Source organism: Pseudomonas sp. 910_23 (assembly GCF_052850795.1).
Genome location: NZ_VXCZ01000001.1, coordinates 401,177 through 426,047 on the forward strand (window position 1 = coordinate 401,177; position 24,871 = coordinate 426,047).

21 protein-coding genes are annotated in these 24,871 nt (G+C 60.9%); 13 read left to right on the forward strand and 8 right to left on the reverse strand.

Going from position 1 to position 24,871, the window contains the following annotated elements; translation table 11 throughout:
- Nucleotides 1-3: 3 nt before the first annotated feature.
- Nucleotides 4-1,173 (forward strand): acetylornithine/succinylornithine family transaminase, encoded by a 1,170-nt coding sequence (locus tag FW800_RS01895; RefSeq protein WP_446436852.1) that lies wholly within the window; start codon nt 4-6, stop codon nt 1,171-1,173.
- Nucleotides 1,174-1,294: 121 nt separating this feature from the next.
- Here FW800_RS01895 and punR read toward each other — a convergent pair whose 3' ends face one another.
- Nucleotides 1,295-2,209 carry a DNA-binding transcriptional activator PunR gene (punR, locus tag FW800_RS01900; RefSeq protein WP_032877190.1) on the reverse strand — a complete coding sequence of 305 codons (915 nt, stop codon included), beginning with the start codon at nt 2,207-2,209 and terminating at the stop codon, nt 1,295-1,297.
- 122 nt (nt 2,210-2,331) lie between these two features.
- On the opposite strand from punR, the gene punC reads away from it, so the two are divergent.
- Complete coding sequence (gene punC / locus FW800_RS01905) at nt 2,332-3,516, forward strand: purine nucleoside transporter PunC (protein ID WP_005786270.1); 1,185 nt, start codon at nt 2,332-2,334, stop codon at nt 3,514-3,516.
- 127 nt (nt 3,517-3,643) lie between these two features.
- Here the strand turns inward: punC and FW800_RS01910 are convergent, their stop codons facing one another.
- Entirely contained in the window at nt 3,644-4,477 is an 834-nt protein-coding gene (locus FW800_RS01910; protein ID WP_446436853.1) for a nucleoside-binding protein, read from the reverse strand.
- 157 nt (nt 4,478-4,634) lie between these two features.
- On the opposite strand from FW800_RS01910, the gene FW800_RS01915 reads away from it, so the two are divergent.
- A complete protein-coding gene (locus FW800_RS01915; protein WP_032877188.1) occupies nt 4,635-6,137 on the forward strand; it encodes a nucleobase:cation symporter-2 family protein in 1,503 nt (500 codons plus the stop codon).
- A gap of 100 nt (nt 6,138-6,237) precedes the next feature.
- Here FW800_RS01915 and FW800_RS01920 read toward each other — a convergent pair whose 3' ends face one another.
- Together FW800_RS01920 and FW800_RS01925 are read right to left on the reverse strand one after the other, a co-directional pair.
- Nucleotides 6,238-7,170 carry a proline iminopeptidase-family hydrolase gene (locus FW800_RS01920; RefSeq protein WP_446436854.1) on the reverse strand — a complete coding sequence of 311 codons (933 nt, stop codon included), beginning with the start codon at nt 7,168-7,170 and terminating at the stop codon, nt 6,238-6,240.
- Between the two features lie 89 nt (nt 7,171-7,259).
- The gene (locus FW800_RS01925; RefSeq protein WP_005786276.1) at nt 7,260-8,024 is read right to left on the reverse strand and encodes a LuxR family transcriptional regulator; all 765 of its coding nucleotides are present in this window, start codon (nt 8,022-8,024) and stop codon (nt 7,260-7,262) included.
- Between the two features lie 183 nt (nt 8,025-8,207).
- On the opposite strand from FW800_RS01925, the gene FW800_RS01930 reads away from it, so the two are divergent.
- The 6 genes from FW800_RS01930 to FW800_RS01955 are packed head-to-tail and all read left to right on the forward strand — an operon-like array spanning nt 8,208 to nt 14,367.
- Nucleotides 8,208-9,095: a proline iminopeptidase-family hydrolase gene (locus tag FW800_RS01930; protein WP_032877186.1), complete on the forward strand. Its 888-nt coding sequence runs from the start codon at nt 8,208-8,210 to the stop codon at nt 9,093-9,095.
- Nucleotides 9,096-9,098: 3 nt separating this feature from the next.
- Nucleotides 9,099-10,046 carry an ABC transporter permease gene (locus FW800_RS01935; RefSeq protein WP_032877185.1) on the forward strand — a complete coding sequence of 316 codons (948 nt, stop codon included), beginning with the start codon at nt 9,099-9,101 and terminating at the stop codon, nt 10,044-10,046.
- Nucleotides 10,043-10,900 carry an ABC transporter permease gene (locus FW800_RS01940; RefSeq protein ID WP_446436855.1) on the forward strand — a complete coding sequence of 286 codons (858 nt, stop codon included), beginning with the start codon at nt 10,043-10,045 and terminating at the stop codon, nt 10,898-10,900. The genes FW800_RS01935 and FW800_RS01940 overlap by 4 nt, the downstream gene beginning before the upstream one ends.
- Nucleotides 10,897-11,853 (forward strand): ABC transporter ATP-binding protein, encoded by a 957-nt coding sequence (locus FW800_RS01945; protein WP_446436856.1) that lies wholly within the window; start codon nt 10,897-10,899, stop codon nt 11,851-11,853. Before FW800_RS01940 ends, FW800_RS01945 begins: the two co-directional genes overlap by 4 nt.
- A complete protein-coding gene (locus tag FW800_RS01950) occupies nt 11,850-12,821 on the forward strand; it encodes an ABC transporter ATP-binding protein (protein ID WP_032877183.1) in 972 nt (323 codons plus the stop codon). The genes FW800_RS01945 and FW800_RS01950 overlap by 4 nt, the downstream gene beginning before the upstream one ends.
- Nucleotides 12,822-12,852: 31 nt before the next feature.
- On the forward strand, nt 12,853-14,367 hold the full coding sequence (locus FW800_RS01955; RefSeq protein ID WP_446436857.1) for an ABC transporter substrate-binding protein: 1,515 nt from the start codon (nt 12,853-12,855) through the stop codon (nt 14,365-14,367).
- Between the two features lie 132 nt (nt 14,368-14,499).
- Here FW800_RS01955 and FW800_RS01960 read toward each other — a convergent pair whose 3' ends face one another.
- The 4 genes from FW800_RS01960 to FW800_RS01975 all read right to left on the reverse strand — a co-directional run bounded on the left by FW800_RS01960 (nt 14,500) and on the right by FW800_RS01975 (nt 18,197).
- Nucleotides 14,500-15,240 (reverse strand): YciK family oxidoreductase, encoded by a 741-nt coding sequence (locus FW800_RS01960; protein ID WP_446436858.1) that lies wholly within the window; start codon nt 15,238-15,240, stop codon nt 14,500-14,502.
- Between the two features lie 186 nt (nt 15,241-15,426).
- Nucleotides 15,427-16,098, reverse strand: a complete 672-nt coding sequence (gene mupP, locus FW800_RS01965; RefSeq protein WP_446436859.1) for an N-acetylmuramic acid 6-phosphate phosphatase MupP — start codon at nt 16,096-16,098, stop codon at nt 15,427-15,429.
- Nucleotides 16,099-16,102: 4 nt separating this feature from the next.
- Nucleotides 16,103-16,801, reverse strand: a complete 699-nt coding sequence (gene ubiG / locus FW800_RS01970) for a bifunctional 2-polyprenyl-6-hydroxyphenol methylase/3-demethylubiquinol 3-O-methyltransferase UbiG (RefSeq protein WP_003172645.1) — start codon at nt 16,799-16,801, stop codon at nt 16,103-16,105.
- A 64-nt stretch (nt 16,802-16,865) separates the two neighbouring features.
- Nucleotides 16,866-18,197, reverse strand: a complete 1,332-nt coding sequence (locus FW800_RS01975; RefSeq protein WP_103733568.1) for a TRZ/ATZ family hydrolase — start codon at nt 18,195-18,197, stop codon at nt 16,866-16,868.
- Nucleotides 18,198-18,306: 109 nt separating this feature from the next.
- Between FW800_RS01975 and mtnA the strand changes: the two genes are divergently transcribed.
- The 4 genes from mtnA (at nt 18,307) to pheA (ending at nt 24,867) form a co-directional block, all read left to right on the forward strand.
- A complete protein-coding gene (gene mtnA, locus FW800_RS01980) occupies nt 18,307-19,377 on the forward strand; it encodes an S-methyl-5-thioribose-1-phosphate isomerase (protein ID WP_446436860.1) in 1,071 nt (356 codons plus the stop codon).
- A 424-nt stretch (nt 19,378-19,801) separates the two neighbouring features.
- A complete protein-coding gene (gene gyrA, locus FW800_RS01985; RefSeq protein ID WP_005786294.1) occupies nt 19,802-22,456 on the forward strand; it encodes a DNA gyrase subunit A in 2,655 nt (884 codons plus the stop codon).
- Nucleotides 22,457-22,687: 231 nt separating this feature from the next.
- Complete coding sequence (gene serC, locus FW800_RS01990) at nt 22,688-23,773, forward strand: 3-phosphoserine/phosphohydroxythreonine transaminase (RefSeq protein WP_032877177.1); 1,086 nt, start codon at nt 22,688-22,690, stop codon at nt 23,771-23,773.
- The gene (pheA, locus tag FW800_RS01995) at nt 23,773-24,867 is read left to right on the forward strand and encodes a prephenate dehydratase (RefSeq protein ID WP_003172650.1); all 1,095 of its coding nucleotides are present in this window, start codon (nt 23,773-23,775) and stop codon (nt 24,865-24,867) included. Before serC ends, pheA begins: the two co-directional genes overlap by 1 nt.
- The last annotated feature ends 4 nt before the right edge of the window (nt 24,868-24,871 follow it).

Here is a 24,871-nt window from a genome sequence, read left to right on the forward strand (position 1 = left end):
ACCATGACCGCCGCCTGCCTGATGAGCACCTACCAACCTTTGGCCCTGAGCTTCACCCGTGGCCTGGGCACGCGCCTCTGGGACCAGCAGGGCCGCGAATACCTGGACGCTGTCGCCGGCGTGGCGGTGACCAATGTTGGCCATTCCCACCCCAGGCTGGTGGCAGCTATCAGCGAACAAGCCGGTTTGCTGCTGCACACGTCCAACCTCTACAGCATCGACTGGCAACAACGGCTGGCCCGACGCCTGGCGCAGCTGTCCGGGCTCGATCGCGCGTTCTTCAACAACTCCGGCGCCGAGGCCAACGAGACAGCGCTTAAACTGGCGCGCTTGCATGGCTGGAAAAAAGGCATTGAACAACCGTTGGTGGTGGTGATGGAGAACGCCTTTCACGGCCGCACGCTGGGCACCATGGCCGCCAGCGACGGGCCGTCGGTGCGCCTGGGCTTTCAGCGCCTGCCGGGGGATTTCATCAAGGTAGGCTTTGGCGATATGCAGGCTTTGGAGGTGATCACTGCGCAGTTCGGCACGCGCATCGCAGCTGTGCTGCTTGAGCCGATCCAGGGTGAAAGTGGTGTGGTGGTGGCGCCAGTGGGTTATCTCAAAGCCTTGCGCGACCACTGCACGCGCCACGGCTGGCTGATGATGCTCGACGAAATCCAGACCGGCATCGGGCGCACCGGCACCTGGTTTGCCTTCCAGCACGAAGGCATCGTGCCAGACGTGATGACGCTGGCCAAAGGCCTGGGCAATGGCGTGCCCATCGGCGCCTGCCTGGCCCGCGCCGCCGTCGCCGAGCTGTTCACCCCAGGCAGTCATGGCAGCACCTTTGGTGGCAACCCGCTGGCGTGCCGTGTCGGTTGCACCGTGCTGGATATCATTCATGAGCAAGGCTTGTTGCAAAACGCCGCACACCAGGGCGAACACTTGCTGGCGCGCTTGCGCATGGAGCTGGATGGGCACCCGCACGTCCGGGCAATTCGTGGCAAAGGCTTGATGATCGGGATTGAGCTGGCCAGCCCTTATCGCGACCTGGCCCAACGTGCCGCCCAGGAGCACGGGCTGCTGATCAACGTCACACGGGGCAAGATCATTCGCCTGCTGCCCCCGCTGACGTTGCACAGCAAGGAAGTCGAAATGATCGTACGCGCCATCACCCGATTGCTGGATTGAAAACGCAATCAAAGTGTGGGAGGGGGCTTGCTCCCGATAGCAGTGTGTCAGCCACTGGAGATATTGACTGATACACCGCTATCGGGAGCAAGCCCCCTCCCACAGTGGTTCTGTGTGGGGTTCAGAGTGAGGGGCCATTCAGCCATTCCTGGTTCATGGTTTCGGTATCTCCCAGGTATTCCAGCAACCACGCCATGGCCGGCGAAAGCTTGCTCTGCGCCCACGCCACGCATGATGGGCTGGCTGGAAAGGGCCGGCTCAATTGCAGCGCCACCAACTCGCCGCGCTCGATCCATGGCAATACCTGATGGGCCGGCGCCATCCCTACACACAGCCCATCGCGTAGGCAATCCAGGGCCGAAGCCCAGTTGGGCACCACCAGGCGGCGCTGGTTATCCAGGGTCCAGGTGTCACGCTTGGGCAGATTGCGCGAGGTGTCAGTCATGCACAGTGAGGCGAAAGGGCGCAATTGGTCATCACTGAGCAAGCCTTCCACCGCCGCCAAGGGGTGCCGGGCACTGACCACGCACAGCCAGTTCAACAGGCCCATGTCACGGAAGCTGAAGTGACTGGCCACCGGCACTGCGCTGGTGGCGCCGATCACGATGTCGGTGCGCTCATCGGCCAGCGCATCCCATACACCGTTGTACACCTCGTATTCGAGCAGCAGTTCCACCTCGGGAAACTGCCGATAGAAGTCCAGCACCAGTTGGCGGCAGCGTTGGGGTTTGACGATGGAGTCCACCGCCACCTTCAACTGGCCGCTCCAGCCATTGGCCACCTGCTGGCACAAGCGTCGGGTGCCGAGCATTTTCTTCATCACACTGCGGGCTTCGTCGATAAACAGGCGGCCTGCGGGGGTCAGTTCCACGTCGCGATGCCGGCGCACAAACAAGGGCACGGCCAGCCATTCTTCAAGTTGGCGTACGGTGTAACTGATGGCCGACGGTACGCGGTGCAGTTCCTGGGCGGCGGCGCTGAAGCTGCCGTGACGGGCGACGGCGTCGACCACATCCAGAGAATATTCCGACCACATGTGGGCTGCCTTCAAAATTATTGATGAGAGTGTCCAATTATTATCGCTTCACACAGATTTTGTCAGCTTCATAATGGGCGCCAGTCAGCAAATAGTTTGATGGCAGTTTTTACAAGGCTTCGATGAAAAATTCTTTTGGTTTTACCTGGTATCTGGCGGGGCTGAGTATGCTCGGCTATCTCGCCATGGACATGTACTTGCCGGCGTTTGGCGCCATGGGCGAGCAGTTGAATATTGGTGCTGGCGCGGTGGGCGCCAGCTTGAGCATTTTTCTCGCCGGCTTTGCGGTGGGGCAGTTGGTGTGGGGGCCGCTCTCGGACCGCCTGGGGCGCAAGCCCATTCTGCTCGCGGGCTTGAGTCTGTTTGTGCTCGGTTGCCTGGGCATGTTCTGGGTCGAGACCACCCCGCAACTGCTGGCGCTGCGCTTTATACAGGCGATTGGTGTGTGTGCCGCGGCCGTGAGCTGGCAGGCATTGGTGATTGATCGCTACCCGGCCGACAAGGCCCATCGCGTCTTCGCCAGCATCATGCCGTTGATGTCGCTGTCGCCGGCCCTTGCACCGTTGTTGGGTGCCATGGTGTTGAATCACTTTGGTTGGCAGGCGATCTTCGGCGTGTTGCTGGTGGTGTCACTATTGCTGCTGTTGCCGACCTTGTTCCTGCGTAGCCTGCCCAAGCGTGTGGAGCACAAGGGCGGACCCACGCGTCTGGGGTATGGACAGTTGCTCACCTCGCGGGTGTTTACCGGCAACGTGATGATTTTCGCCGCCTGTTCGGCCAGCTTCTTCGCATGGCTCACGGCCTCGCCGTTCATCCTCGGCGGCATGGGTTACAGCCCGAATGACATCGGCCTGAGCTACGTACTGCCGACCCTGGCGTTTCTCGTTGGCGGCTACAGTTGCCGCAGCGCCTTGCAGCACCTGGCGGGCAAAACCCTGTTGCCGTGGTTGCTGGGCGCCTATTGCCTGAGTATGGTGGCGTTGTACCTGGTGGCCACCTTGAGCGTGCCGACCCTGACCACCTTGCTGATTCCGTTCTGCCTGATGGCGCTGTGCAACGGCGCCAGCTACCCGATCGTGGTGGCGAATGCGCTGATGCCGTTTGCCGAAAACTCCGGCAAGGCGGCGGCACTGCAAAATACCCTGCAACTGGGCCTGTGCTTTCTGGCCAGCTTGTTGGTGTCGTCGATGATCGAGCAACCGCTGATGATTACGGTGATTGTGATGTTGGCGACGGCGCCGCTGGCGGTGTTGGGGTATTGGCTGGCGCGGCCGAAGCGCAATACTTCCGAACTGGCCAGCGCCTGAGCTGACAATACGATCAAAATGTGGGAGGGGGCTTGCTCCCGATAGCGGTGTATCAGCCAGCACATTTGCCACTGACATACCGCCATCGGGAGCAAGCCCCCTCCCACATTTTTTTGCATTTCTTCAGTTAGAACGTGACTTCCATGTTCAGCGTCGGCGTTGAGGTGCGGCTGCCACGGCCACCGTCCACGCCGAATTTGTTATGCCAGTATTCATAGCCCACCCCCAGGTACAGGTTCGGCTTGACGCTTTTCCCCGGCCGCACCGCCACCATAAGCGCGGTACGCATCAGCCCTTCCGGCGCGGTATCGCGGCCATGATAGTCCTCGCCTTTCTCCCCGACGTAATTGATAAACCCCTGGAATTTCGCCGCGTGGTTGCCGACCTCGAACGGGCGCATCCACGTCAGGTTAAGCATGTAGGTGTCGTCGAAGGTGTGGTTCGACTCTTGCGCGCCGGGAATGCCGGTGTGGTTCTTTTCCTTGTAGTACATCAGGCTCAGGTCCAGCACGCCGACGGTGTTGAACTTCAAGGTCGGGCCGATCACCAGCGCGCGCTTTTTGGCTGAGGCGAAGTTGTTGTTGCGGTTGGCGTCGAAACCCAGGGTCAGGGCGTAATCCTTGATCAACCCGGTGCCCGGCGGCAGATCGAACACGCGCGAGGCATACAGCTGGTGCCGGTACACGGCATACACCTCGCTGCCGCCATGGTCGGTACCCTTGCGTGGGTCACGGCTATCGGACAGAAACACATCGAGGTTGAGGAAGTTGCTGCCATAGCGGTAGCCGCTGGCGTGGGTGAAGCTGTAGATACGCTTGCTGAAATCGTCGGGGTTGTTCGGATTGGTGAAGTGCTGGCCGTAGCGAAATCCTACGCTGTTGTTCATCCATTCCACCGCGACAGCCTCACCACCGCCCAGAAGGGTCAATGCAACGGTTGCGCCCTGTAGTGCCTTTTTCATTATTTTTGTCCTTTGGCGTTCTGGCTCATGACGGCCGGATTATTTTTGTAACGCCGCGGGAGGGTATCTTGTTCGATTGATTGTATACAACTCTATGGACATACAGTCTGAATATTGCATACAGTGAGCGCACAACAAAAACAGAGAACCCCTCACCATGACTATCCCGAAGGCGTCACCGCAGCGGCCCGAAGATGAAAATCTGGGCGTTGCCGCCAACATGGCTTACGGCCTGCAGCATGTACTCACCATGTACGGCGGCATCGTCGCCGTGCCGTTGATCGTCGGCCAGGCCGCCGGGTTGTCGCCGGCGGATATTGGTCTGTTGATTGCCGCGTCGTTATTTGCCGGTGGCTTGGCCACGTTGCTGCAAACCCTTGGCCTGCCGTTCTTCGGCTGTCAGTTGCCACTGGTGCAGGGCGTGTCGTTCGCGGGTGTGGCGACCATGGTGGCGATTGTCGGCAGCGACGGTGCGGGAGGTATTCCGGCAATTCTCGGTGCGGTGATGGCCGCGTCGTTGATCGGCCTGTTGATCACCCCGGTGTTTTCACGCATTACCAAATTTTTTCCGCCACTGGTGACCGGCATCGTGATCACCACTATCGGTCTGACGCTGATGCCAGTGGCTGCGCGCTGGGCCATGGGCGGCAACAGCCGTGCGGCGGATTTCGGCAGTATGTCGAATGTCGGCCTCGCGGCCCTGACTCTGGTGCTGGTGCTGCTATTGAGCAAAATCGGCAGCGCTACCATCTCGCGTTTGTCGATCCTGCTGGCAATGGTGATCGGCACAGTAATCGCCGTACTGCTTGGCATGGCTGACTTCTCCAGCGTCACGCAAGGGCCGATGTTTGGCTTTCCTACACCTTTCCACTTTGGTATGCCGACCTTTCATGTGGCCGCGATCATTTCCATGTGCATCGTGGTGATGGTGACGCTGGTGGAAACTTCGGCGGACATCCTCGCAGTGGGCGAGATCATCGACACCAAGGTTGACTCCAAGCGCCTGGGCAATGGCCTGCGCGCCGACATGCTGTCGAGTATGTTCGCGCCGATCTTTGGTTCGTTCACCCAAAGCGCGTTCGCCCAGAATGTCGGCCTTGTGGCGGTGACCGGTGTGAAGAGCCGCTTTGTGGTGGCCACCGGCGGGGTGTTCCTGGTGGTGCTGGGCCTGTTGCCCTTTATGGGGCGGGTGATCGCGGCGGTGCCCACCTCGGTGCTGGGTGGCGCGGGGATCGTGTTGTTCGGCACAGTCGCGGCCAGTGGTATTCGTACGCTGTCCAAGGTGGATTACCGCAACAACATGAACCTGATCATCGTTGCCACGTCCATCGGCTTTGGCATGATCCCCATCGCCGCGCCGAGCTTTTACGATCAGTTCCCGAGCTGGTTCGCGACCATCTTCCACTCGGGCATCAGTTCGTCGGCAATCATGGCGATCCTGCTGAACCTGGCGTTCAACCACTTCACCGCGGGTAACTCGGACCAGCAGTCAGTGTTTGTGGCGGGGACTGAGCGCAGCCTGTGCTTTCGCGACGTGGCCGCGCTGCGTGATGGGGATTATTACCGGGGCGGGAAGTTGTTTGATGCAGAGGGTAAGGAGATTCCTCTGGTAGCGGATACCTCGAAGAAAGCCGCAAAACCCGAAACCACAGAGGTCTAAAAATGTGGGAGGGGGCTTGCTCCCGATAGCAGTGTGTCAGCCACTGAAGATATTGACTGATACACCGTCATCGGGAGCAAGCCCCCTCCCATATTGGAATCTAGCCAGCCTTGCGGGCTTCGTGCGGCATTGAACACACCTCATCCAAAAACTTCACCACGGTCCCCATGCACGCCTGGCGTTCTTCCACATGGGGCATGTGGCTGGAGTCTTCAAACAGTGCCCAGCGCACGTCTGCTATCTCATCCAGAAACGGCTTGACCACCAGCGGTGTGGCTTCGTCATGCCTACCGGAAATCACCAGGGTCGGCACCTTGATCGCGTCCAGGCGGCCAATCACGTTCCAGTCCTTCAAGCTGCCGATCACGTGGAATTCAGTCGGGCCGCTCATGGCGTGGTACACCGTCGGGTCTGCGTCGACCTGGGCGAAGGTGCGCGCCACTTCCTCGGGCCATGGGTTGACCCGGCACACGTGCTGGTCATAGAAAATCCGCGAGGCCGCCAGGTATTCCGGGTCTTGATAAGTGCCGGCCTGTTCATGTTTGAGCAGGGTTTCGTGCACACCTTCGGGCAGCAGTTTACGCAGGCGATTGGCTTCGCTGACCCAGGTGCGCATACAGGTCGGTGAGTTGGCGGGGATAAACGCGCGCAGGCCCTTGGGCTGCAAGATCGCGTGTTCGCTGCCCAGCATACCGCCCCAGGATTGACCGAGGATCGCGTAGTTCTCGCTGATCTGCAGGTGGTCCAGCAGGTTGTTCAACTCGTCGAGGAACAGGCCGATGGTCCAGAACGAAGGATCTTTGTGGGGCAGGTGCGTGGAGCGACCGTTGCCCAGTTGGTCATAGTGGATCACCGCGTGGCCGCTGGCGGCGACATCCTTGAAGGCATCGACGTAATCGTGGGTGCAGCCCGGGCCGCCATGGATGATCACCAGCGGCGTGCGGCCCTTGCCCAGGTCACCGGTGACGCGATACCAGGTCTGGTAGGCGCCAAAGGGTGCGAAGCCTTCGCGAACTTTTTCGATGAATTCCATTTCGTACCCCTGAAAAAAATGATCAGGGTTACGATAATCTGAACAAAAAGTTTAGGTAACTAGCAAAACAGCTAGGTTTTTGCGAAAACTCAACCTTCCAGCAAGCGGTAATGCGTGGCCCGCACCACCGCTTGGACGCGGTTCTTGGCCCCCAGTTTGTGCATGGCCGAGGCCAGGTGCAGGGTGACGACTGCCAGGGAGCGGCTCAGTTTGGTGGCGATTTCGGCGGCGGTCAGCCCATCGGCGGCCCATTTCAGGCATTCGCGTTCGCGTTTGGTCAGGTGGATGTGCGGGTAGGCGCGCAGTTCCTTGCTGAACAACGGGTAAGCCGCTTCCTGCAGGGCATGGGTGATCAGGCTGAAGTCGGCCAATGTGTGCTGTGCGTCCTTCAATACCGTGCGCGCCTTGCCGGTGCGCAGGCCGGTCAGCGATGCGAAGCCACCACGGGGCAAGTGAATGGGCACGCTGACGCCGCAGGTCAGTTCACGTTCGTGCAGGTACGAGGAAACGGGGGCGTGGCACGGGTCGATGATTTTTTGCAGGGCGGTCTCGGTTTTCGCTTCATAGGACCAGACAAACGGCGATACCGTGCTCAACGCCAGGTGCTGCACCGGGTCGATCTGGTAAAACCCTTCGCTGCACCATAAGGCGTGCCAGTCGGGCGGTGTGTTGCGCAGTTGCAACACCGAGGGGGTAATCAGCGTGCCATTGAGGTCGATGGGCACCGGCGTGTAGTCGTACACCAGCGCATCGAAGCCCAGTTGTTGGGCGAGAATAAACGTATTGTCCATCTGTTCATCCAGGCTCCTGCCCGGCATGAGGCGATTATTGAAGGCGGTCAGCTTGGCCAGCATCCGTTCTGCTCCCGAATTCATTTGAATCTCGACTTGCTGCAAGTAGAATGCCACGCCCCGGCGAAGGACAGCCAGGCCAAACCTATAGGAAATACTAGGTTATGGACGCACGGTATCCTCGGTAGTGTTGACCTGATAAACGGCCGCTACCCGCCAGGCCGATACAACACAAGGAATGTATGCATGTGGCGTGAAATTGCCCCCGACCAGCAGTACAACGTACAAGTCGACGGCCATAACCTCGTGGTCTACAGCTTTGGCGAAGGCGATGAAGTGCTGCTGTGTCTCAACGGCGGCCCAGGCCTGCCGTGTGACTATCTGCGTGACGCTCATGGCTGGCTCAAAGCGCATAACCTGCGAGTGGTTGCATTCGACCAGCTTGGCACGGGCGCATCAGCCAGACCGACCGATGTTGCGCTGTGGGAAATCCGCCGTTATGTCGAAGAAGTCGAGACCGTGCGCCAAGCCCTGGGCCTGGGCCGCGTGCATTTGCTCGGGCATTCCTGGGGCGGTTGGCTCGGTATCGAATACGCCATCCATTATCCCGATGCGCTGAAAAGCCTGATCCTGGAAAATACCGTCGGCGACATTCCCCATCTGTCCCAGGAACTCGAACGCCTGCGAGGCGCCCTGGGCAGCGAAACCGTGGCCATGATGCAACGCCACGAAGCCATGGGCACCCTCGACCACCCGCAATACCAGGCCGCCATCACCTTGCTCAACTACCGTCATGTGTGCCGCCTCGACGAGTGGCCGGAGCCGCTCAAACGCTCCCTGGGCGACTGGAACATGGGGCCCTACGCAACCATGCAGGGCCCCAACGAGTTCCTCTATATCGGCAACCTCAAGGACTGGAACCGCCTCAAGGAGATGGCTGAATTCAGGATGCCGATCCTGATCACTACCGGCCAGCACGACGAACTGACCCCCGCCTGCGCCATGCGCATGAAGCTGGCCGCCACACACGCCGAACTGCACGTATTCCCCAATAGCAGCCATATGCCGTTTTATGAGGAACCTCAAGCGTACTTCCCGGTGCTGCTGGACTTTCTCGCTCGCAACCGAGGCTGACGGATGAACCTGGCGCGTTACCGTTTTGTCCTGTCCCGGCCGTTGCAACTGCTGCCGGTGCTGTTTGGCATCAGCCTGATCACTTTTGTGTTGGTGCGCTCGATCCCCGGCGACCCAGCGCGGGCTTTGCTTGGCTCGCGCAGTACGCCGGATGCGCTGCTGAAAATCCGTGCCCAGTTCGGCCTCGACCAGCCCTTGTGGCTGCAATACTTCTACTTCCTGAAAAACCTGCTCAAGGGCGACCTCGGCCAATCGCTGCTGTACAAGGTCGACGCGCTGAAACTGATCGTTACCCGCATCGAGCCGACGCTGGTGCTGGTGCTGGGCAGCGTGGCCCTGGCGTTGCTGATCGCGGTGCCGCTGGCGACAGTAGCGGCGCGCCACAAAGGCGGTTGGGCGGACAACCTGATCCGCGTTTTCACCACGGTCGGCCTGGGGATGCCGGCATTCTGGCTGGGCTTGATGCTGATCCTGCTGCTGAGCGTGCAATGGGGCCTGTTCCCGGTGTCTGGCTATGGGCGGACCTGGCTGGACAAGGCCCACCATATGGTGTTGCCGTGCCTGACCATCGCCCTGGCGCTGTCGGCGGTGCTGGTGCGCAACCTGCGGGCGAGTATGTTGATGGAGCTGCAGGCCGATCATGTCACCGCCGCCCGGGCCCGAGGCTTGTCCGAGGCTGCGGTGTTTCGTCGGCATGTGCTGCCCAACTCCCTGGTGCCGGCCGTCAACCTGCTGGCGGTCAACATCGGCTGGCTGATCAGCGGTACGGTGGTCATCGAAAGCCTGTTTGCGATTCCGGGCATCGGCCAATTGCTGGTGCGCGGTATTTTCACCCGTGACTACATGGTGGTGCAGGGCGTGGCGATGGTGCTGGCCTGTGCCACGGTGGTGGTCAACTTCGTCGCCGACATAGTGACGGTAGCGCTCGACCCACGGGTGAAGATGCAATGAGCGGCCGCCCACTGATTGCACCCTGGCGCTTGCGCCTGCGCTTTGGCTTTCGCAATGGCCGCCTGACCGCCGCCTGGGGCCTGCTGATCCTGTTGACGTGGCTGGCCCTGGCGCTGTTTGCGCCGTGGATCGCACCGTTTGACCCCATCGCGCAAAACACCGACATGAGTTTGCTGGCGCCCAGCCTTGCCCATCCGCTGGGTACCGACAATTACGGCCGGGATGTGTTATCGCGGGTGATCTGGGGCGCGCGCATCGACCTGCAACTGGCGATTGTCGGGGTGATCTTCCCGTTCATCATCGGCACTTTCGTCGGCGCGGTGTCCGGTTATGTGGGTGGGCGTTTCGACAGTTTCTGTATGCGCGTGATCGATGTGGTGCTGGCGTTCCCGTTCCTGGTGCTGATGCTGGCGATCATGGCCATTCTGGGGCCTGGCTTGCAGAGCTTTTATATCGCCATGGCACTGGTGGGCTGGGTGTCGTATGCGCGGTTGATTCGCTCGCAGATCCTGGTGCTCAAGGAAAGCGAGTTTGCCCTGGCCGCCAAGAGCCTGGGGTTTGGCCATGGGCGCATTCTGTTCCTGCATTTGCTGCCCAATGCCCTGTTTGGCTCCATCGTGTTTTCCATGTCCGACGCGGTGCTGGTGCTGCTCAACGGCGCCGCCGTGAGTTACCTGGGCCTGGGCGTGCAACCGCCTACCGCGGAATGGGGGACGATGGTGGCCGAGGGGCAAGCCTTTATCACCACGGCCTGGTGGATCTGCACCTTCCCGGGGTTGGCCATTGTGACCCTGGCCATGGGCTTCAGCCTGTTGGCCGACGGTGTCGCGCAAGTGTTGGGGGACCGCTCGTGAGCCTGCTGCAAGTGCGCGACCTCAGCGTGATCGCCAACAACAGCGGGCGTGATGTCACCTTGGTGGATCGCGTGTCCTTCGACCTGGCCGAAGGTGAGATTCTCGGCCTGGTGGGTGAGAGCGGGTCGGGCAAGACCATGGCCTGCCGCGGCTTGATGCGCCTGCTGCCATCGCCCGGCCTGCGTGTGCAAGGCGGCGCCGTACGCCTGGCCGGCCAGGACCTGCTGCAACTGGATGACGCCGGTATGCGCGCCGTGCGTGGCGGGCAACTGGGCATGATCTTCCAGAACCCCAGCAGCCACCTGGATCCGCTGATGCGCATCGGCGAGCAGATCGCCGAGGGCATCCGCCTGCATCAAGGTGCGTCGAAAAAGGACGCCCGCTTGCAGGCTATCGAGGTGCTGCGCCAGGTCGGGATTCCTGACCCGCAGGCGCGGGTCGACAACTATCCCCATGAGTTTTCCGGCGGTATGCGCCAGCGCGCGATGATCGCTGTGGCCCTGGGCTGCAACCCGAAAGTGCTGATTGCCGACGAGCCGACCACGGCCCTGGATGTGACGGTGCAGGCGCAAATCCTGCGCCTGTTGCTCGACCTGCGCGACCAGCGTGGCCTGTCGATCATCATGATCACCCATGACCTGGGCGTGGTCGCGCAAACCTGCGACTCCATCGCGGTGATGTACGCCGGGCGCCTGTGCGAGCACGGCAGCAAATACGAACTGCTGGCGCGGCCGCAACATCCCTATACCGCTGGGCTGATCGACTGCCAGCCGGCCCACAGCAGCGGTCATGCCTTGTTGCGCACCATCCCTGGCCAGCCGCCGTTGCTCGATGCCTTGCCTGACGGTTGCCGCTTTAATCCGCGTTGCCCGAAGGCCGGGGCCTTATGCACCGAGCTGTTGCCCCAAGGCGCACGCGTGGCCTGTCACTATCCACTGGGAGGTCGCCCATGAGTCTGTTGCAGATCAAGGACCTGGAGGTGCGCTTTGCCGCGTCCGGCAGTGGCCTGCTCGGCCTGAACAAGCAGTGGGTGAGGGCGGTGAACGGGGTGTCGCTGAACCTTGCCGCCGGTGAAACCCTCGGCTTGGTGGGCGAGTCCGGCAGCGGCAAGAGCACCCTGGGCCGGGCGATTTTGCACCTCAACCCGATCAGCGCCGGCCAGGTGCTGTTTGACGGTATCGATATGGCGCACGGCAGCGCCATCGACATCGCCCGCCTGCGCCATGAAACCGCGATGATTTTCCAGGACCCGTACGCCGCGCTGAACCCCCGGCACAGCATTGGCGAAACCCTCGCTGAGGTGTTGCGCGTGCAGCGCAAGGTGGCTGTGGAGCAGATCCCGGCACGCGTCAATGAGCTGCTGGAGTTGGTGGGCCTGCGCCCCGAGTTGGCCGGGCGCAAACCGGGCTCCCTCAGCGGCGGCCAATGCCAGCGCGTGGGTATCGCCCGGGCACTGGCGGTGGAGCCGCGCCTGATCATTGCCGATGAATGCGTGGCCGCGCTGGATGTGTCGATCCAGGGCCAGATCATCAACTTGCTGCTGGAACTGCAACAACGCATGAACCTGGCGATCCTGTTTATCGCCCATGACCTGGCCATCGTGCGGCGCCTGTGCGACCGCGTGGCGGTGATGTACCTGGGCAAGATCGTCGAGGAAGGACCGGTGGAGGCGGTGTTCACCACGCCGCGTCATCCGTATACGGCGGCGTTGATCGAGGCGATTCCCGAGATTGACCCGCATCGGCCATTGCCCGCGCACCCCTTGCCGGGTGAGCCACCAAGCCCACTGAATCTGCCTACAGGCTGTGCGTTTCACCCGCGTTGCCGGTATGCGCGAGCCGTGTGTTCCGCGGTGTTGCCGCCGACCCATTTCCTGCACGAGCATCGGTACAGTTGCGTGCTTGAAGAACCTTTGCCTTGACCTCTGCCATTCATTAACAAGGAGTTGTGATATGCAATCGCGCCACTTGAAGTTGCTCGCCGCCGCTACGCTGACCGCCTGGTCGCTGACCGCAGGACTGGCCCAGGCCGCTGGTGTCCTCACCATCGGCTGCCGTGAAGACAGCACCACCTTCGACCCGATCAAAAGCGCGCAAAACCGCGACACCTGGGTATTTGCCAACGTCTACGACACCCTGGTGCGCGTGGATAACCTGGGCACCAAGATGGAACCGGGCCTGGCTGAAAGCTGGGACATTTCCAAAGACGGCCTGACGTACACCTTCAAACTGCGCGAAGCGAAGTTCTCCGACGGATCAAAGATCACCGCCGCCGACGCGGCGTTCAGCCTGCTGCGCATTCGTGACAACAAGGCGTCGTTGTGGAGCGATCCGTTCAGCCTGATCAACACCGCCAAGGCCAGCGATGCGAAGACCCTGGTGGTCACTTTGAAAACCCCGGCGGTGGCCTTCCTCTCGCAATTGGCGTCGCCGACGGTGTCGATCTTGTCGGAAAAAGCCATGACCACGATGGGTGAAGACGCCTACTCGGAAAACCCGGTGACGTCCGGCGCGTTTACCGTGGAAGAGTGGCGCAAGGGCGACCGGGTGATCCTGAAGAAGAACCCGAATTTCTGGCAGGCCAATAACGTCAGCCTCGACGGCGTGGAGTGGGTGTCGGTGACCGACGACAACACCCGTATGCGCATGGTGCAGAACAACGAACTCGACACGGCGATCTTCGTACCGTTCTCGCGGGTCGAAGAGCTGAAGAAAGACAAGAACGTGGTGATCCACGCCGACCCGTCCACCCGTGAAGATCACTTGTTGATCAACCACGAGCACGGCTTGCTCGCCAAGCCGCAGGTGCGCCAGGCATTGGACATGGCCATCGACAAACAATCGCTGGTGAAAACCGCTACTTACGGTCAAGGCACCGTGGCGTATTCCTACATTCCCAAAGGCTCGCTGTACCACTACGCCAACAACCTGCAACGTCCTTATGACCCGACTGAGGCCAGGAAACTGCTGGAGGAGGCTGGTGCCAAGGACTTGAAGCTCAACTACGTGGTCAACGCCGGCAACGAGGCCGACGAGCAGATTGCGGTGATCATCAAGGACCAGTTGGCCAAGGTCGGTGTGACCGCCAACCTGCAAAAGGTTGACCCGACCCAAAGCTGGCAGATGCTGGTGGACGGTGAGTACGATATTTCGGTGATGTACTGGACCAACGATATCCTCGACCCGGACCAGAAGACCACCTTCGTGCTGGGCCACGACACCAACCAGAACTACATGACCCGCTACAAGAACGACAAGGTCAAGGCGCTGGTAGCTGCGGCGCGAGTCGAGGCAGACCCGGCCAAGCGTGAGCAGATGTATGTCGAGTTGCAGAAACTGGCGAAACAGGATGTGAACTGGATTGACCTGTACTACAGCCCGTACATCAATATTTCACGCAAGAATGTGAGCAACTTCCTGCAGAATCCTCTGGGGCGCTTCACCCTTGAGGAAGTGGTGAAAAACTGAGTTTTTGACTACACCACAAAGCAGTGTGGGAGCTGGCTTGCCTGCGATGCAGACACCTTGGTGCTTCAGTTACACCGCAGTGATGCTATCGCAGGCAAGCCAGCTCCCACATTTTTTGCAGTGTGTCAGGGCTTACTGCGCATCAAATGCCTGTCCATTGATGCCGGCACTTTCCGGCCCCATCAGGTACAGGTACACCGGCATGATCTCTTCCGGTGCTGGCCTTTCCATCGGGTTTTCACCGGGATACGCCTGGGCCCGCATACTCGTGCGTGTACCGCCCGGGTTGATGCTGTTGGCGCGCACTGCCGCTACATCTTCCAGCTCATCGGCCAGGGTTTGCATCAAGCCTTCGGTGGCAAACTTCGATACACCATAAGCCCCCCAATACGCCCGCCCCTTGCGCCCGACGCTGCTGGAGGTGAACACCACCGATGCATCCTGGGACAGCTTGAGCAGCGGCAGCAAGGTGCTGGTCAGCATGAACATCGCGTTGACGTTCACATGCATCACGCGCATGAAATTCTCGCCGGACAACTGCTCGATAGGCGTGCGTGGGCCGATGATCGAGGCGTTGTGCAACAGGCCGTCGAGGTGGCCGAACTCTTTTTCGATCATCGCCGCCAGCTCATCGTATTGATGGGGCAGGGCGGTCTCCAGGTTGAACGGGATCACCACCGGTTGCGGCTGGCCGGCGGCTTCGATCTGGTCATACACCTGGGCCAGGTTGGCTTCGGTCTTGCCCAGCAACAGCACGGTCGCGCCATGGGCGGCATAGGTCTTTGCCGCTGCTGCGCCAATCCCGCGGCCGGCGCCGGTGACCAGGATGACCCGGCCTTTGAGCAGTTCTGGAGGGGCAGAATAATCAAACATAAATAGCCTCGACAAAATTCAGTAGGTAATACCAATTTTGAGTGCATTGAAAATCCAATGTGGGAGGGGGCTTGCTCCCGATAGCAGTGTGTCAGTCACTGCATTTACTGACTGACCCACAGCTATCGGGAGCAAGCCCCCTCCCACATTTTTTAATCTTCATGGGTCATTAGAGTGTGGGAGCCATCAGCAACTGCACAGCGCGTTATCCAGCACCTTGCGCAATTCCAGCGGGTGATCCACCACCACATCCGCGCCCCAGTGACGCGGGTTGTCATCCGGGTGGATATAGCCATAGGTGACCGCCGCCGTGCGCGTACCGGCATCGCGGCCGGATTCGATATCACGCAGGTCATCGCCCACGAACAATACGCTCGCTGGGTCCAGGTCGAGCAGCTTGCACGCCAGAATCATCGGCTCCGGGTCCGGCTTGCTGTTCTTCACGTGGTCCGGGCAGATCAGCACGGCCGAGCGCTCGGCCAGGCCCAGTTGCTGCATGATCGGTTCGGCAAAGCGCACGGGCTTGTTGGTGACCACACCCCAGATCAACTTGGCCTTCTCGATGTCTTCCAGCAACTCGGCCATGCCGTCGAACAGTTTGCTGTGCACCGCGCAGCCCTTGAGGTAGCGATCGAGGAATTCCTGGCGCAGCTCTTCAAAGCCTGGCGATTCAGGATCCATCGAAAAGGTCACGGCAACCATCGCCCGCGCACCGCCGGAGATTTCATCGCGGATGTGCTGCGGGTTGATCGGTTCCAGGCCGCGGTCGGCGCGCATGGCCTGGCAGGTGGCGATAAAGTCCGGCGCGGTATCCAGCAGGGTACCGTCCATGTCGAAGAGAACCGCTCGCAACTTCACAGGCTTACTCCTCGCGCAGGGTCTGGATCATGTAGTTGACGTCAACATCGCTGGCCAGCTTGTAGTGCTTGGTCAGCGGGTTGTAGGTCAGGCCGATGATGTCCTTGACGGTCAGCCCGGCCTGACGGCTCCACGCACCCAGCTCCGAGGGGCGGATGAATTTCTTGAAGTCATGGGTGCCACGCGGCAGCAGCTTCATGATGTATTCGGCGCCAATGATCGCGAACAGGTAAGCCTTGGGGTTGCGGTTGATGGTGGAGAAGAACACCTGGCCGCCCGGCTTGACCATACGGAAGCACGCACGGATGACCGAGGATGGGTCCGGCACGTGTTCCAGCATCTCAAGGCAGGTCACCACGTCGAACTGCTCGGGCATTTCCTCGGCCAGGGCTTCGGCGGTGATCTGGCGGTATTCCACGCTCACGCCGGATTCGAGCTGGTGCAACTGCGCCACGGCCAATGGCGCTTCGCCCATATCGATGCCCATCACGGTCGCGCCGCGCTGGGCCATGGCTTCGCTGAGGATGCCGCCGCCGCAACCCACGTCCAGCACCTTCTTGCCGGCCAGGTTGACGCGCTCGTCAATCCAGTTGACCCGCAACGGGTTGATGTCGTGCAGGGGTTTGAACTCGCTCTCGCGGTCCCACCAGCGGTGGGCGAGGGCTTCGAATTTGGCGATTTCGGCGTGGTCGACGTTGCTCATGATGAATCCTCTAAATCTGAAAAATCGGTGAGTGGGTGCCGAGCGCATGGGCTCAGCACCTTCGTTATTCGCTGTGCCCGCTGATGCGTTGGCCCCAGGCAATGGCGGTGGCGGTCAACTGTTGTTCATCCATGCGGGTCAATTGCCGGTCGTCGAGCAATAGCTTGCCGGCGACCCAAAGGTGTTTCACGCAATCGCGTCCGGTGGCATATATAAGCTGTGAGACCGGATCGTAGATCGGTTGTTGCGCCAGCCCCGACAGATCGAAGGCGACTATATCTGCGGCCTTGCCGACTTCCAGCGAGCCAATCTCGCTTTCCAGGCCCATGGCCCGTGCACCGTTGAGCGTTGCCATGCGCAGGGCACGGTGGGCGTCCAGGGCGGTGGCCGAGCCGGCGACGGCCTTGGCCAGCATCGCGGCGGTACGGGTTTCGCCCAGCAGGTCCAGGTCATTGTTGCTGGCGGCGCCGTCGGTGCCGATGGCCACATTGACCCCAGCCTGCCACAAGCGCTCAACCGGGCAAAAGCCGCTGGCCAGTTTCAGGTTCGATTCCGGGCAATGGATGACGCTGGTGTTGCTTTCTACCAGCAAAGCCAAGTCTTCTTCGCTGATTTGGGTCATGTGAACGGCCTGGAAGCGCGGCCCGAGCAAGCCGAGGCGACCCAGGCGCGCCAATGGCCGCTCGCCGGTCTGCTCCACGGCTTGTTGTACTTCAAAGGCGGTTTCATGCACATGCATATGGATCGCGGCGTCCAGCTCTTCAGCGATCACCCGGATCTTTTCCAGGTTGGCGTCGCACACGGTGTAGGGCGCGTGAGGGCCGAAGGTGATCTTGATGCGCGGGTGGTGCTTGAGGTCGCCGAACAGCTCGATGCCCTGGCGAAGCGCCTCGTCGGCAGTGCTGGCGCCGGGAATCGGGAAGTCGAGGATCGGCATGGCGATCTGCGCGCGCATACCGCTATTGTGCACGCAATCGCTGGCGACCTTGGGGAAGAAGTACATGTCGGAGAAGCAGGTGATGCCGCCCTTGATCTGTTCGGCGATGGCCAGGTTGGTGCCGTCGCGCACAAAGGCTTCATCGACCCATTTGGCTTCGGCCGGCCAGATGTGTTTTTCCAGCCAGGTCATCAACGGCAGGTCATCGGCCAAGCCACGGAACAGGCTCATTGCCGCATGGCCGTGGGCGTTGATCAAGCCGGGGCTGAGCAACATGCCGGGCAGTTCGCGCACCTCATTGGCCGCCAGCTTCAATGCGGCGGCCCGTGGGCCGATAAAGGCAATGCGCCCATCGCGGATGCCCAGACCATGCTCTTTGAGCACCACGCCGGCAGGTTCGACCGGTACCAGCCAGGTCGGCAAGAGCAACACGTCGAGCGGGGCGGCAGTGGAGGTCATCGCAGGCTTCTTCCCAGGCAGCTATAAAAGAAGGGCGAAGTATACCCGAGCGTCCTGGCTGGCGGATCGCTATAATCCGCGGCTTTTGTTCATGAGTGCGGGGTAAGGGATGCGCGACCGACTGTTGGCTGCAGAGAAAGTGAAGGCCATCGATTGGCGTGACGGCGCGCTGTACCTGCTCGATCAGCGCGTGTTGCCGTCCCGGGAGAGCTGGGTGGCCTGCCATACCGTCGCGGCGGTGGCCGAGGCCATTCGTTCGATGGTGGTGCGGGGCTCAGCAGCCATCGGCATCAGTGCCGCCTATGGCCTGGTGCTGGCTGCCCGTGAGCGCATTGCCGAGGGTGGCGACTGGCAGGCAGCGTGGGAAGAAGACTACGCGCTGCTGGCCGATAGCCGCCCGACCGGGTCGAATCTGTTCTGGGCACTCAAGAATATGCGCGACTGCCTGGACCGCCTCAAGCAGCACGCCGACCCGGTTACCGTGCTGGAAGCCCAGGCCATTGTGATCCATGAAAGCGACCGGGAGGCCAATGTGGTCATGGCCCAGTTGGGTATGGAGCGGATTCGCAAGCACCAGGGCAACGCCCAGGCGATCCTCACCCATGGCAACGCCGGTGCATTGGCCACGGGCGGTGTCGGCACGGCCCACGGCGTGATTCGTGCGGCGTTCCTGGAGGGGCTGGTCGAGCAGGTCTATGTCAACGAAACCCGTCCATGGCTGCAAGGCTCGCGCCTGACGGCGTGGGAGTTGGCGGGCGAGGGCATCCCGGTGACGGTGAATGCCGACTCCGCCGGGGCGCATATCCTCAAGACCAAAGGCGTGACCTGGGTGGTGGTCGGTGCTGACTGTATTGCTGCCAATGGCGACGTGATCAGCAAGATCGGCACTTATCAGCTGGCCGTCTGTGCCATGCACCATGGCGTGCGCTTTATGGTGGTGGCGTCGAGTTCGACGCTCGATTTGATGATGGCTACTGGCGATGATGTTGCACTGGAGGCGCGCGATCCCGCTGAGCTGCTGCACGTCATGGGGCAGCGCCTGGAGGTGGATGGGTTTAATTCGGTATTTGATGTGACCCCGGCCGACCTGATTGATGTGATCGTGACCGAGAAAGGCGTGGTCGAGCGGCCGGATACTGCCAAATTGGCCAGGTTGATGTGCCGTAAGCGGCTGCATTGAGGACAGTGGTGTCTGTGAAATAGCAATCGGGGGCAAGCCCCCTCCCACATTTTGACTGTGTTCACAATTCAAGTGTGGGAGGGGGCTTGCCCCCGATTGGGCCCGAAAGTCAATAAAACCCTCGGATCCATCCTCAAAAAACAGCATCACCCCACCTCTGAGCCCCTCTCGTCCCCTTCAAGCCTGTCATCCGTCAAATTACTAGCCTCCATGCGCATCAGGGGGATAGGTGCGTGGCGGCGATTGTGATAACATCCGGCGGTTTCCAGGGCTGCCCCGAGGGGTTGCTCATAACGCGCAGATCCGTGTCATAACTCGTTGATTTGTCGTAAGTCGTTGTCAGGCACCGTGCCGGCAGCGGCGAGCTTCGTTCGTCCCGAATGGATGTGACGAGGTTTCACCCGAAAAAGGAATCAGGCTTCTCATGGGCGAACTGGCCAAAGAAATCCTCCCGGTCAATATCGAAGACGAGCTGAAACAGTCCTACCTCGACTACGCGATGAGCGTAATTGTCGGTCGGGCACTGCCTGATGCGCGCGATGGCTTGAAGCCCGTGCACCGGCGTGTGCTGTTCGCGATGAGCGAGCTGGGTAACGACTGGAACAAGCCGTACAAGAAATCTGCCCGTGTTGTCGGTGACGTGATCGGTAAGTATCACCCTCACGGCGACACTGCGGTGTACGACACCATCGTTCGGATGGCCCAGCCGTTTTCCCTGCGCTACCTGCTGGTAGACGGCCAGGGCAACTTCGGTTCGGTCGACGGCGACAACGCCGCGGCCATGCGATACACCGAAGTGCGCATGACCAAGCTGGCGCACGAGCTGCTGGCCGACCTGCATAAAGAAACCGTGGACTGGGTGCCGAACTACGACGGCACCGAAATGATCCCGGCCGTCATGCCCACCAAGATCCCCAACCTGCTGGTCAACGGCTCCAGCGGTATCGCCGTGGGCATGGCCACCAACATCCCGCCGCACAACCTCGGTGAAGTCATCGACGGTTGCCTGGCCCTTATCGACAACCCCGAGCTGACTGTCGATGAGCTGATGCAGTACATCCCCGGCCCGGACTTCCCGACCGCCGCGATCATCAACGGTCGCGCCGGCATCATCGAAGCCTACCGCACCGGTCGCGGGCGCATTTACATGCGCGCCCGTTCGATGATCGAAGACATCGACAAGGTCGGTGGCCGCCAGCAGATCGTCATCACCGAACTCCCGTACCAGTTGAACAAGGCGCGTCTGATCGAGAAGATCGCCGAGCTGGTTAAAGAGAAGAAGCTCGAAGGCATTACCGAACTGCGCGACGAGTCCGACAAGGACGGTATGCGCGTGGTGATCGAACTGCGTCGTGGCGAAGTGCCTGAGGTGATCCTCAACAACCTCTACGCTCAGACCCAGCTGCAAAGCGTGTTTGGTATCAACGTGGTTGCACTGATCGACGGCCGCCCACGCATCCTGAACCTCAAGGACCTGCTGGAAGCCTTCGTACGTCACCGTCGCGAAGTGGTCACCCGCCGTACCGTGTTCGAACTGCGCAAGGCTCGCGAGCGCGGCCACATCCTGGAAGGCCAGGCCGTTGCGTTGTCGAACATCGACCCGGTGATCGCCCTGATCAAGGCCTCGCCAACCCCGTCGGAAGCCAAGGAAGCGTTGATCAGCACGCCTTGGGAATCCAGTGCCGTGGTGGCCATGGTTGAGCGCGCAGGCGCCGATTCTTGCCGTCCGGAAACCCTGGACCCGCAATACGGCCTGCGCGAAGGCAAGTACTTCCTGTCGCCGGAGCAGGCCCAGGCCATCCTGGAACTGCGCCTGCACCGCCTCACGGGCCTTGAGCACGAGAAGCTGCTGGCCGAGTACCAGGAGATCCTCAACCAGATCGGCGAGTTGATCCGCATCCTCAGCAGTGCTGTGCGCCTGATGGAAGTGATCCGCGAAGAACTGGAAGTGATCCGCGCCGAGTACGGCGACGTGCGCCGCACCGAAATCCTCGATGCGCGCCTGGACCTGACCCTGGGTGACATGATCCCGGAAGAAGAGCGTGTGGTGACCATCTCCCACGGTGGCTATGCCAAGACCCAGCCGTTGGCTGCGTATCAGGCCCAGCGTCGTGGCGGTAAAGGTAAATCGGCTACCGGCGTCAAGGATGAGGACTACATCGCTCACCTGCTGGTCGCCAACAGCCACACCACGCTGCTGCTGTTCTCCAGCAAGGGCAAGGTGTACTGGCTCAAAACCTACGAAATCCCGGAAGCCTCCCGTGCTGCCCGTGGTCGCCCATTGGTCAACCTGCTGCCGCTGGACAGTGATGAATACATCACCACCATGCTGCCGGTCGAGGAATACACCGAAGGTCACTTCATCTTCATGGCCACCGCCAAGGGCACCGTGAAGAAGACCCCGCTGGAATCCTTCAGCCGTCAACGCAGCGTGGGCCTGATCGCCCTGGAGCTGGATGAAGGTGACGTACTGATTTCCGCCGCCATTACCGATGGTGAGCGCGAAGTCATGCTGTTCTCCGATGGCGGCAAGGTTACGCGCTTCAAGGAATCCGACGTGCGCGCGATGGGCCGTACCGCCCGCGGTGTACGTGGTATGCGCCTGCCGGAAGGGCAGAAGCTGATTTCGATGCTGATCCCGGAAGAAGGCAGCCAGATCCTCACCGCTTCCGAGCGTGGCTATGGCAAGCGCACTGCCATCAGCGAGTTCCCGGAGTACAAGCGTGGCGGCCAGGGCGTGATCGCCATGGTCAGCAACGACCGCAACGGCCGCCTGGTTGGCGCGGTACAGGTGCTTGATGGCGAGGAGATCATGCTGATTTCCGACCAGGGCACCCTGGTGCGTACCCGTGTGGCTGAAGTGTCGAGCCTGGGCCGTAATACCCAGGGCGTGACCCTGATCAAGCTGGCCAAGGATGAAAAACTGGTCGGCCTGGAGCGTGTGCAGGAGCCTTCGGAAGTTGAAGGTGAAGAGCTGGAAGGCGAGGAGTTCGACGGCGAGGTGATCGCAGCCGGCGATGACAACGTCGACGAGCCAACCCTCGATGCTGCCGCAGACGAAGAAGAACCGCAGGAATAAGCGGACACACAGGGGGCGGATGAAGATTCGCCCCCTTGTTGTTTGTCCGGATGGAAATATCGACAGCGATGAAAATCCAACTGTGGGAGGGGGCTTGCTCCCGATTGCGGAGTGTCAGCGGCACATAAGTTGACTGACCCACCGCTTTCGCGAGCAAGCCCGCTCCCACATTGGATCGGGTGTCGCCTGATATGTTTGCGTGACTACCACCAGATCAGAGTGAGATTGGATGTGAGCAAGAGAGCCTATAACTTCTGTGCCGGTCCCGCGGCGCTTCCTGAAGCAGTCCTGCAGCGTGCGCAGGGTGAACTCCTCGACTGGCATGGAAAAGGCCTCTCCGTGATGGAAATGAGCCATCGCAGCGATGAGTTCGTGTCCATCGCCACCAAGGCCGAGCAGGACTTGCGCGACTTGCTGGACATCCCCTCCGACTACAAAGTGTTGTTCCTGCAAGGCGGCGCGAGCCAGCAGTTCGCTCAGATCCCACTGAACCTGTTGCCCGAAGAGGGCACTGCCGACTATATCGACACCGGTATCTGGGGGCAGAAAGCCATTGAAGAAGCCTCGCGCTACGGTCACGTCAATGTGGCCGGTACCGCCAAGCCCTACGACTACTTCGCCATTCCAGGTCAGAACGAGTGGAAGCTGACGAAGGACGCGGCCTACGTTCACTACGTCGCGAACGAAACCATCGGTGGCCTGGAATTTGATTGGGTGCCTGAAGTCGGTGACGTTCCGCTGGTGTGCGACATGTCCTCGGACATCCTCTCGCGCCCGATCGACGTGTCCCGGTATGGCATGATCTACGCCGGTGCGCAAAAGAACATCGGCCCGAGCGGCATCCTGGTCAATATCATCCGCGAAGACCTGCTCGGCCGCGCCCGTTCGCTGTGCCCGACCATGCTCAACTACAAGGTCGCGGCCGATAACGGCTCGATGTACAACACCCCGCCGGCGTTTGCCTGGTACCTGTCCGGCCTGGTCTTCGAATGGCTCAAGGAGCAGGGCGGTGTGGCTGCGATGGGCAAGCGCAACGAAGAGAAGAAGCGCACCCTGTACGACTTCATCGATGCCAGCGGCCTGTACAGCAACCCGATCAACCTTACCGACCGCTCGTGGATGAACGTGCCGTTCCGCCTGGCCGATGATCGCCTGGACAAGCCGTTCCTGGCCGGCGCCGACGAGCGTGGCTTGCTGAACCTCAAGGGCCACCGCTCGGTCGGTGGTATGCGCGCCTCCATTTATAACGCTGTCGACATCCACGCCATCAACGCGCTGGTTGCCTACATGGCAGAGTTCGAAAAGGAACACGGCTAATGTCTGAGCAAGAACTCAAAGCCCTGCGCGTACGCATTGACAGCCTGGACGAGAAAGTCCTGGAGCTGATCAGTGAGCGCGCGCGCTGCGCCCAGGAAGTGGCTCGGGTGAAAATGGCGTCCCTGGCGGAAGGCGAAGTGCCGGTGTTCTACCGGCCTGAGCGCGAAGCCCAGGTGCTAAAGCGCGTGATGGAGCGCAACAAGGGGCCGCTGGGCAATGAGGAGATGGCGCGGTTGTTCCGTGAAATCATGTCTTCGTGCCTTGCCCTTGAGCAGCCGCTGAAAGTGGCCTACCTGGGCCCCGAAGGCACTTTCACCCAGGCGGCGGCCATGAAGCACTTCGGCCACGCGGTGATCAGCAAGCCGATGGCGGCCATCGACGAAGTGTTCCGCGAAGTGGCGGCCGGCGCGGTGAATTTTGGTGTGGTGCCGGTGGAAAACTCCACTGAAGGCGCGGTCAACCACACGCTGGACAGCTTCCTCGAGCACGACATGGTGATCTGTGGCGAAGTCGAGTTGCGTATTCACCACCACCTGCTGGTGGGCGAGAACACCAAGACCGACAGCATCAGCCGTATCTACTCTCACGCTCAGTCCCTGGCCCAGTGCCGCAAGTGGCTGGACGCCCACTACCCGAATGTCGAGCGCGTGGCGGTGTCCAGCAACGCCGAAGCGGCCAAGCGGGTCAAGGGTGAGTGGAACTCGGCGGCGATTGCCGGCGATATGGCTGCGGGCCTCTACGGGCTGACACGCTTGGCCGAGAAAATCGAGGACCGCCCGGACAACTCCACGCGCTTCTTGATGATCGGCAGCCAGGAAGTGCCGCCAACCGGCGACGACAAGACTTCGATCATCGTTTCCATGAGCAACAAGCCCGGCGCGTTGCATGAGCTGCTGGTGCCATTCCACGACAACGGGATTGACCTGACGCGCATCGAGACTCGTCCTTCGCGCAGCGGTAAATGGACCTACGTGTTCTTTATCGACTTCATCGGCCACCACCGCGACCCGCTGGTCAAGGGCGTGCTGGAGAAGATCAGTCAGGAAGCCGTGGCACTCAAAGTGCTGGGCTCCTACCCGAAAGCGGTTTTGTGAGGCT

Coding starts and splice junctions, on each gene's coding strand:
- FW800_RS01925 (WP_005786276.1), bottom strand. CDS start 8,024: ATGCTGGCCAAGCTGACCGCCTTCAATAATCGCCTCATGCCGGGCAGG.
- FW800_RS01895 (WP_446436852.1), top strand. CDS start 4: ATGACCGCCGCCTGCCTGATGAGCACCTACCAACCTTTGGCCCTGAGC.
- ubiG (WP_003172645.1), bottom strand. CDS start 16,801: ATGAGCAACGTCGACCACGCCGAAATCGCCAAATTCGAAGCCCTCGCC.
- FW800_RS01935 (WP_032877185.1), top strand. CDS start 9,099: ATGAACCTGGCGCGTTACCGTTTTGTCCTGTCCCGGCCGTTGCAACTG.
- FW800_RS01950 (WP_032877183.1), top strand. CDS start 11,850: ATGAGTCTGTTGCAGATCAAGGACCTGGAGGTGCGCTTTGCCGCGTCC.
- gyrA (WP_005786294.1), top strand. CDS start 19,802: ATGGGCGAACTGGCCAAAGAAATCCTCCCGGTCAATATCGAAGACGAG.
- pheA (WP_003172650.1), top strand. CDS start 23,773: ATGTCTGAGCAAGAACTCAAAGCCCTGCGCGTACGCATTGACAGCCTG.
- FW800_RS01930 (WP_032877186.1), top strand. CDS start 8,208: ATGTGGCGTGAAATTGCCCCCGACCAGCAGTACAACGTACAAGTCGAC.
- FW800_RS01955 (WP_446436857.1), top strand. CDS start 12,853: ATGCAATCGCGCCACTTGAAGTTGCTCGCCGCCGCTACGCTGACCGCC.
- FW800_RS01920 (WP_446436854.1), bottom strand. CDS start 7,170: ATGGAATTCATCGAAAAAGTTCGCGAAGGCTTCGCACCCTTTGGCGCC.
- mtnA (WP_446436860.1), top strand. CDS start 18,307: ATGCGCGACCGACTGTTGGCTGCAGAGAAAGTGAAGGCCATCGATTGG.
- FW800_RS01975 (WP_103733568.1), bottom strand. CDS start 18,197: ATGACCTCCACTGCCGCCCCGCTCGACGTGTTGCTCTTGCCGACCTGG.
- punC (WP_005786270.1), top strand. CDS start 2,332: ATGAAAAATTCTTTTGGTTTTACCTGGTATCTGGCGGGGCTGAGTATG.
- FW800_RS01910 (WP_446436853.1), bottom strand. CDS start 4,477: ATGAAAAAGGCACTACAGGGCGCAACCGTTGCATTGACCCTTCTGGGC.
- FW800_RS01960 (WP_446436858.1), bottom strand. CDS start 15,240: ATGTTTGATTATTCTGCCCCTCCAGAACTGCTCAAAGGCCGGGTCATC.
- FW800_RS01940 (WP_446436855.1), top strand. CDS start 10,043: ATGAGCGGCCGCCCACTGATTGCACCCTGGCGCTTGCGCCTGCGCTTT.
- FW800_RS01915 (WP_032877188.1), top strand. CDS start 4,635: ATGACTATCCCGAAGGCGTCACCGCAGCGGCCCGAAGATGAAAATCTG.
- punR (WP_032877190.1), bottom strand. CDS start 2,209: ATGTGGTCGGAATATTCTCTGGATGTGGTCGACGCCGTCGCCCGTCAC.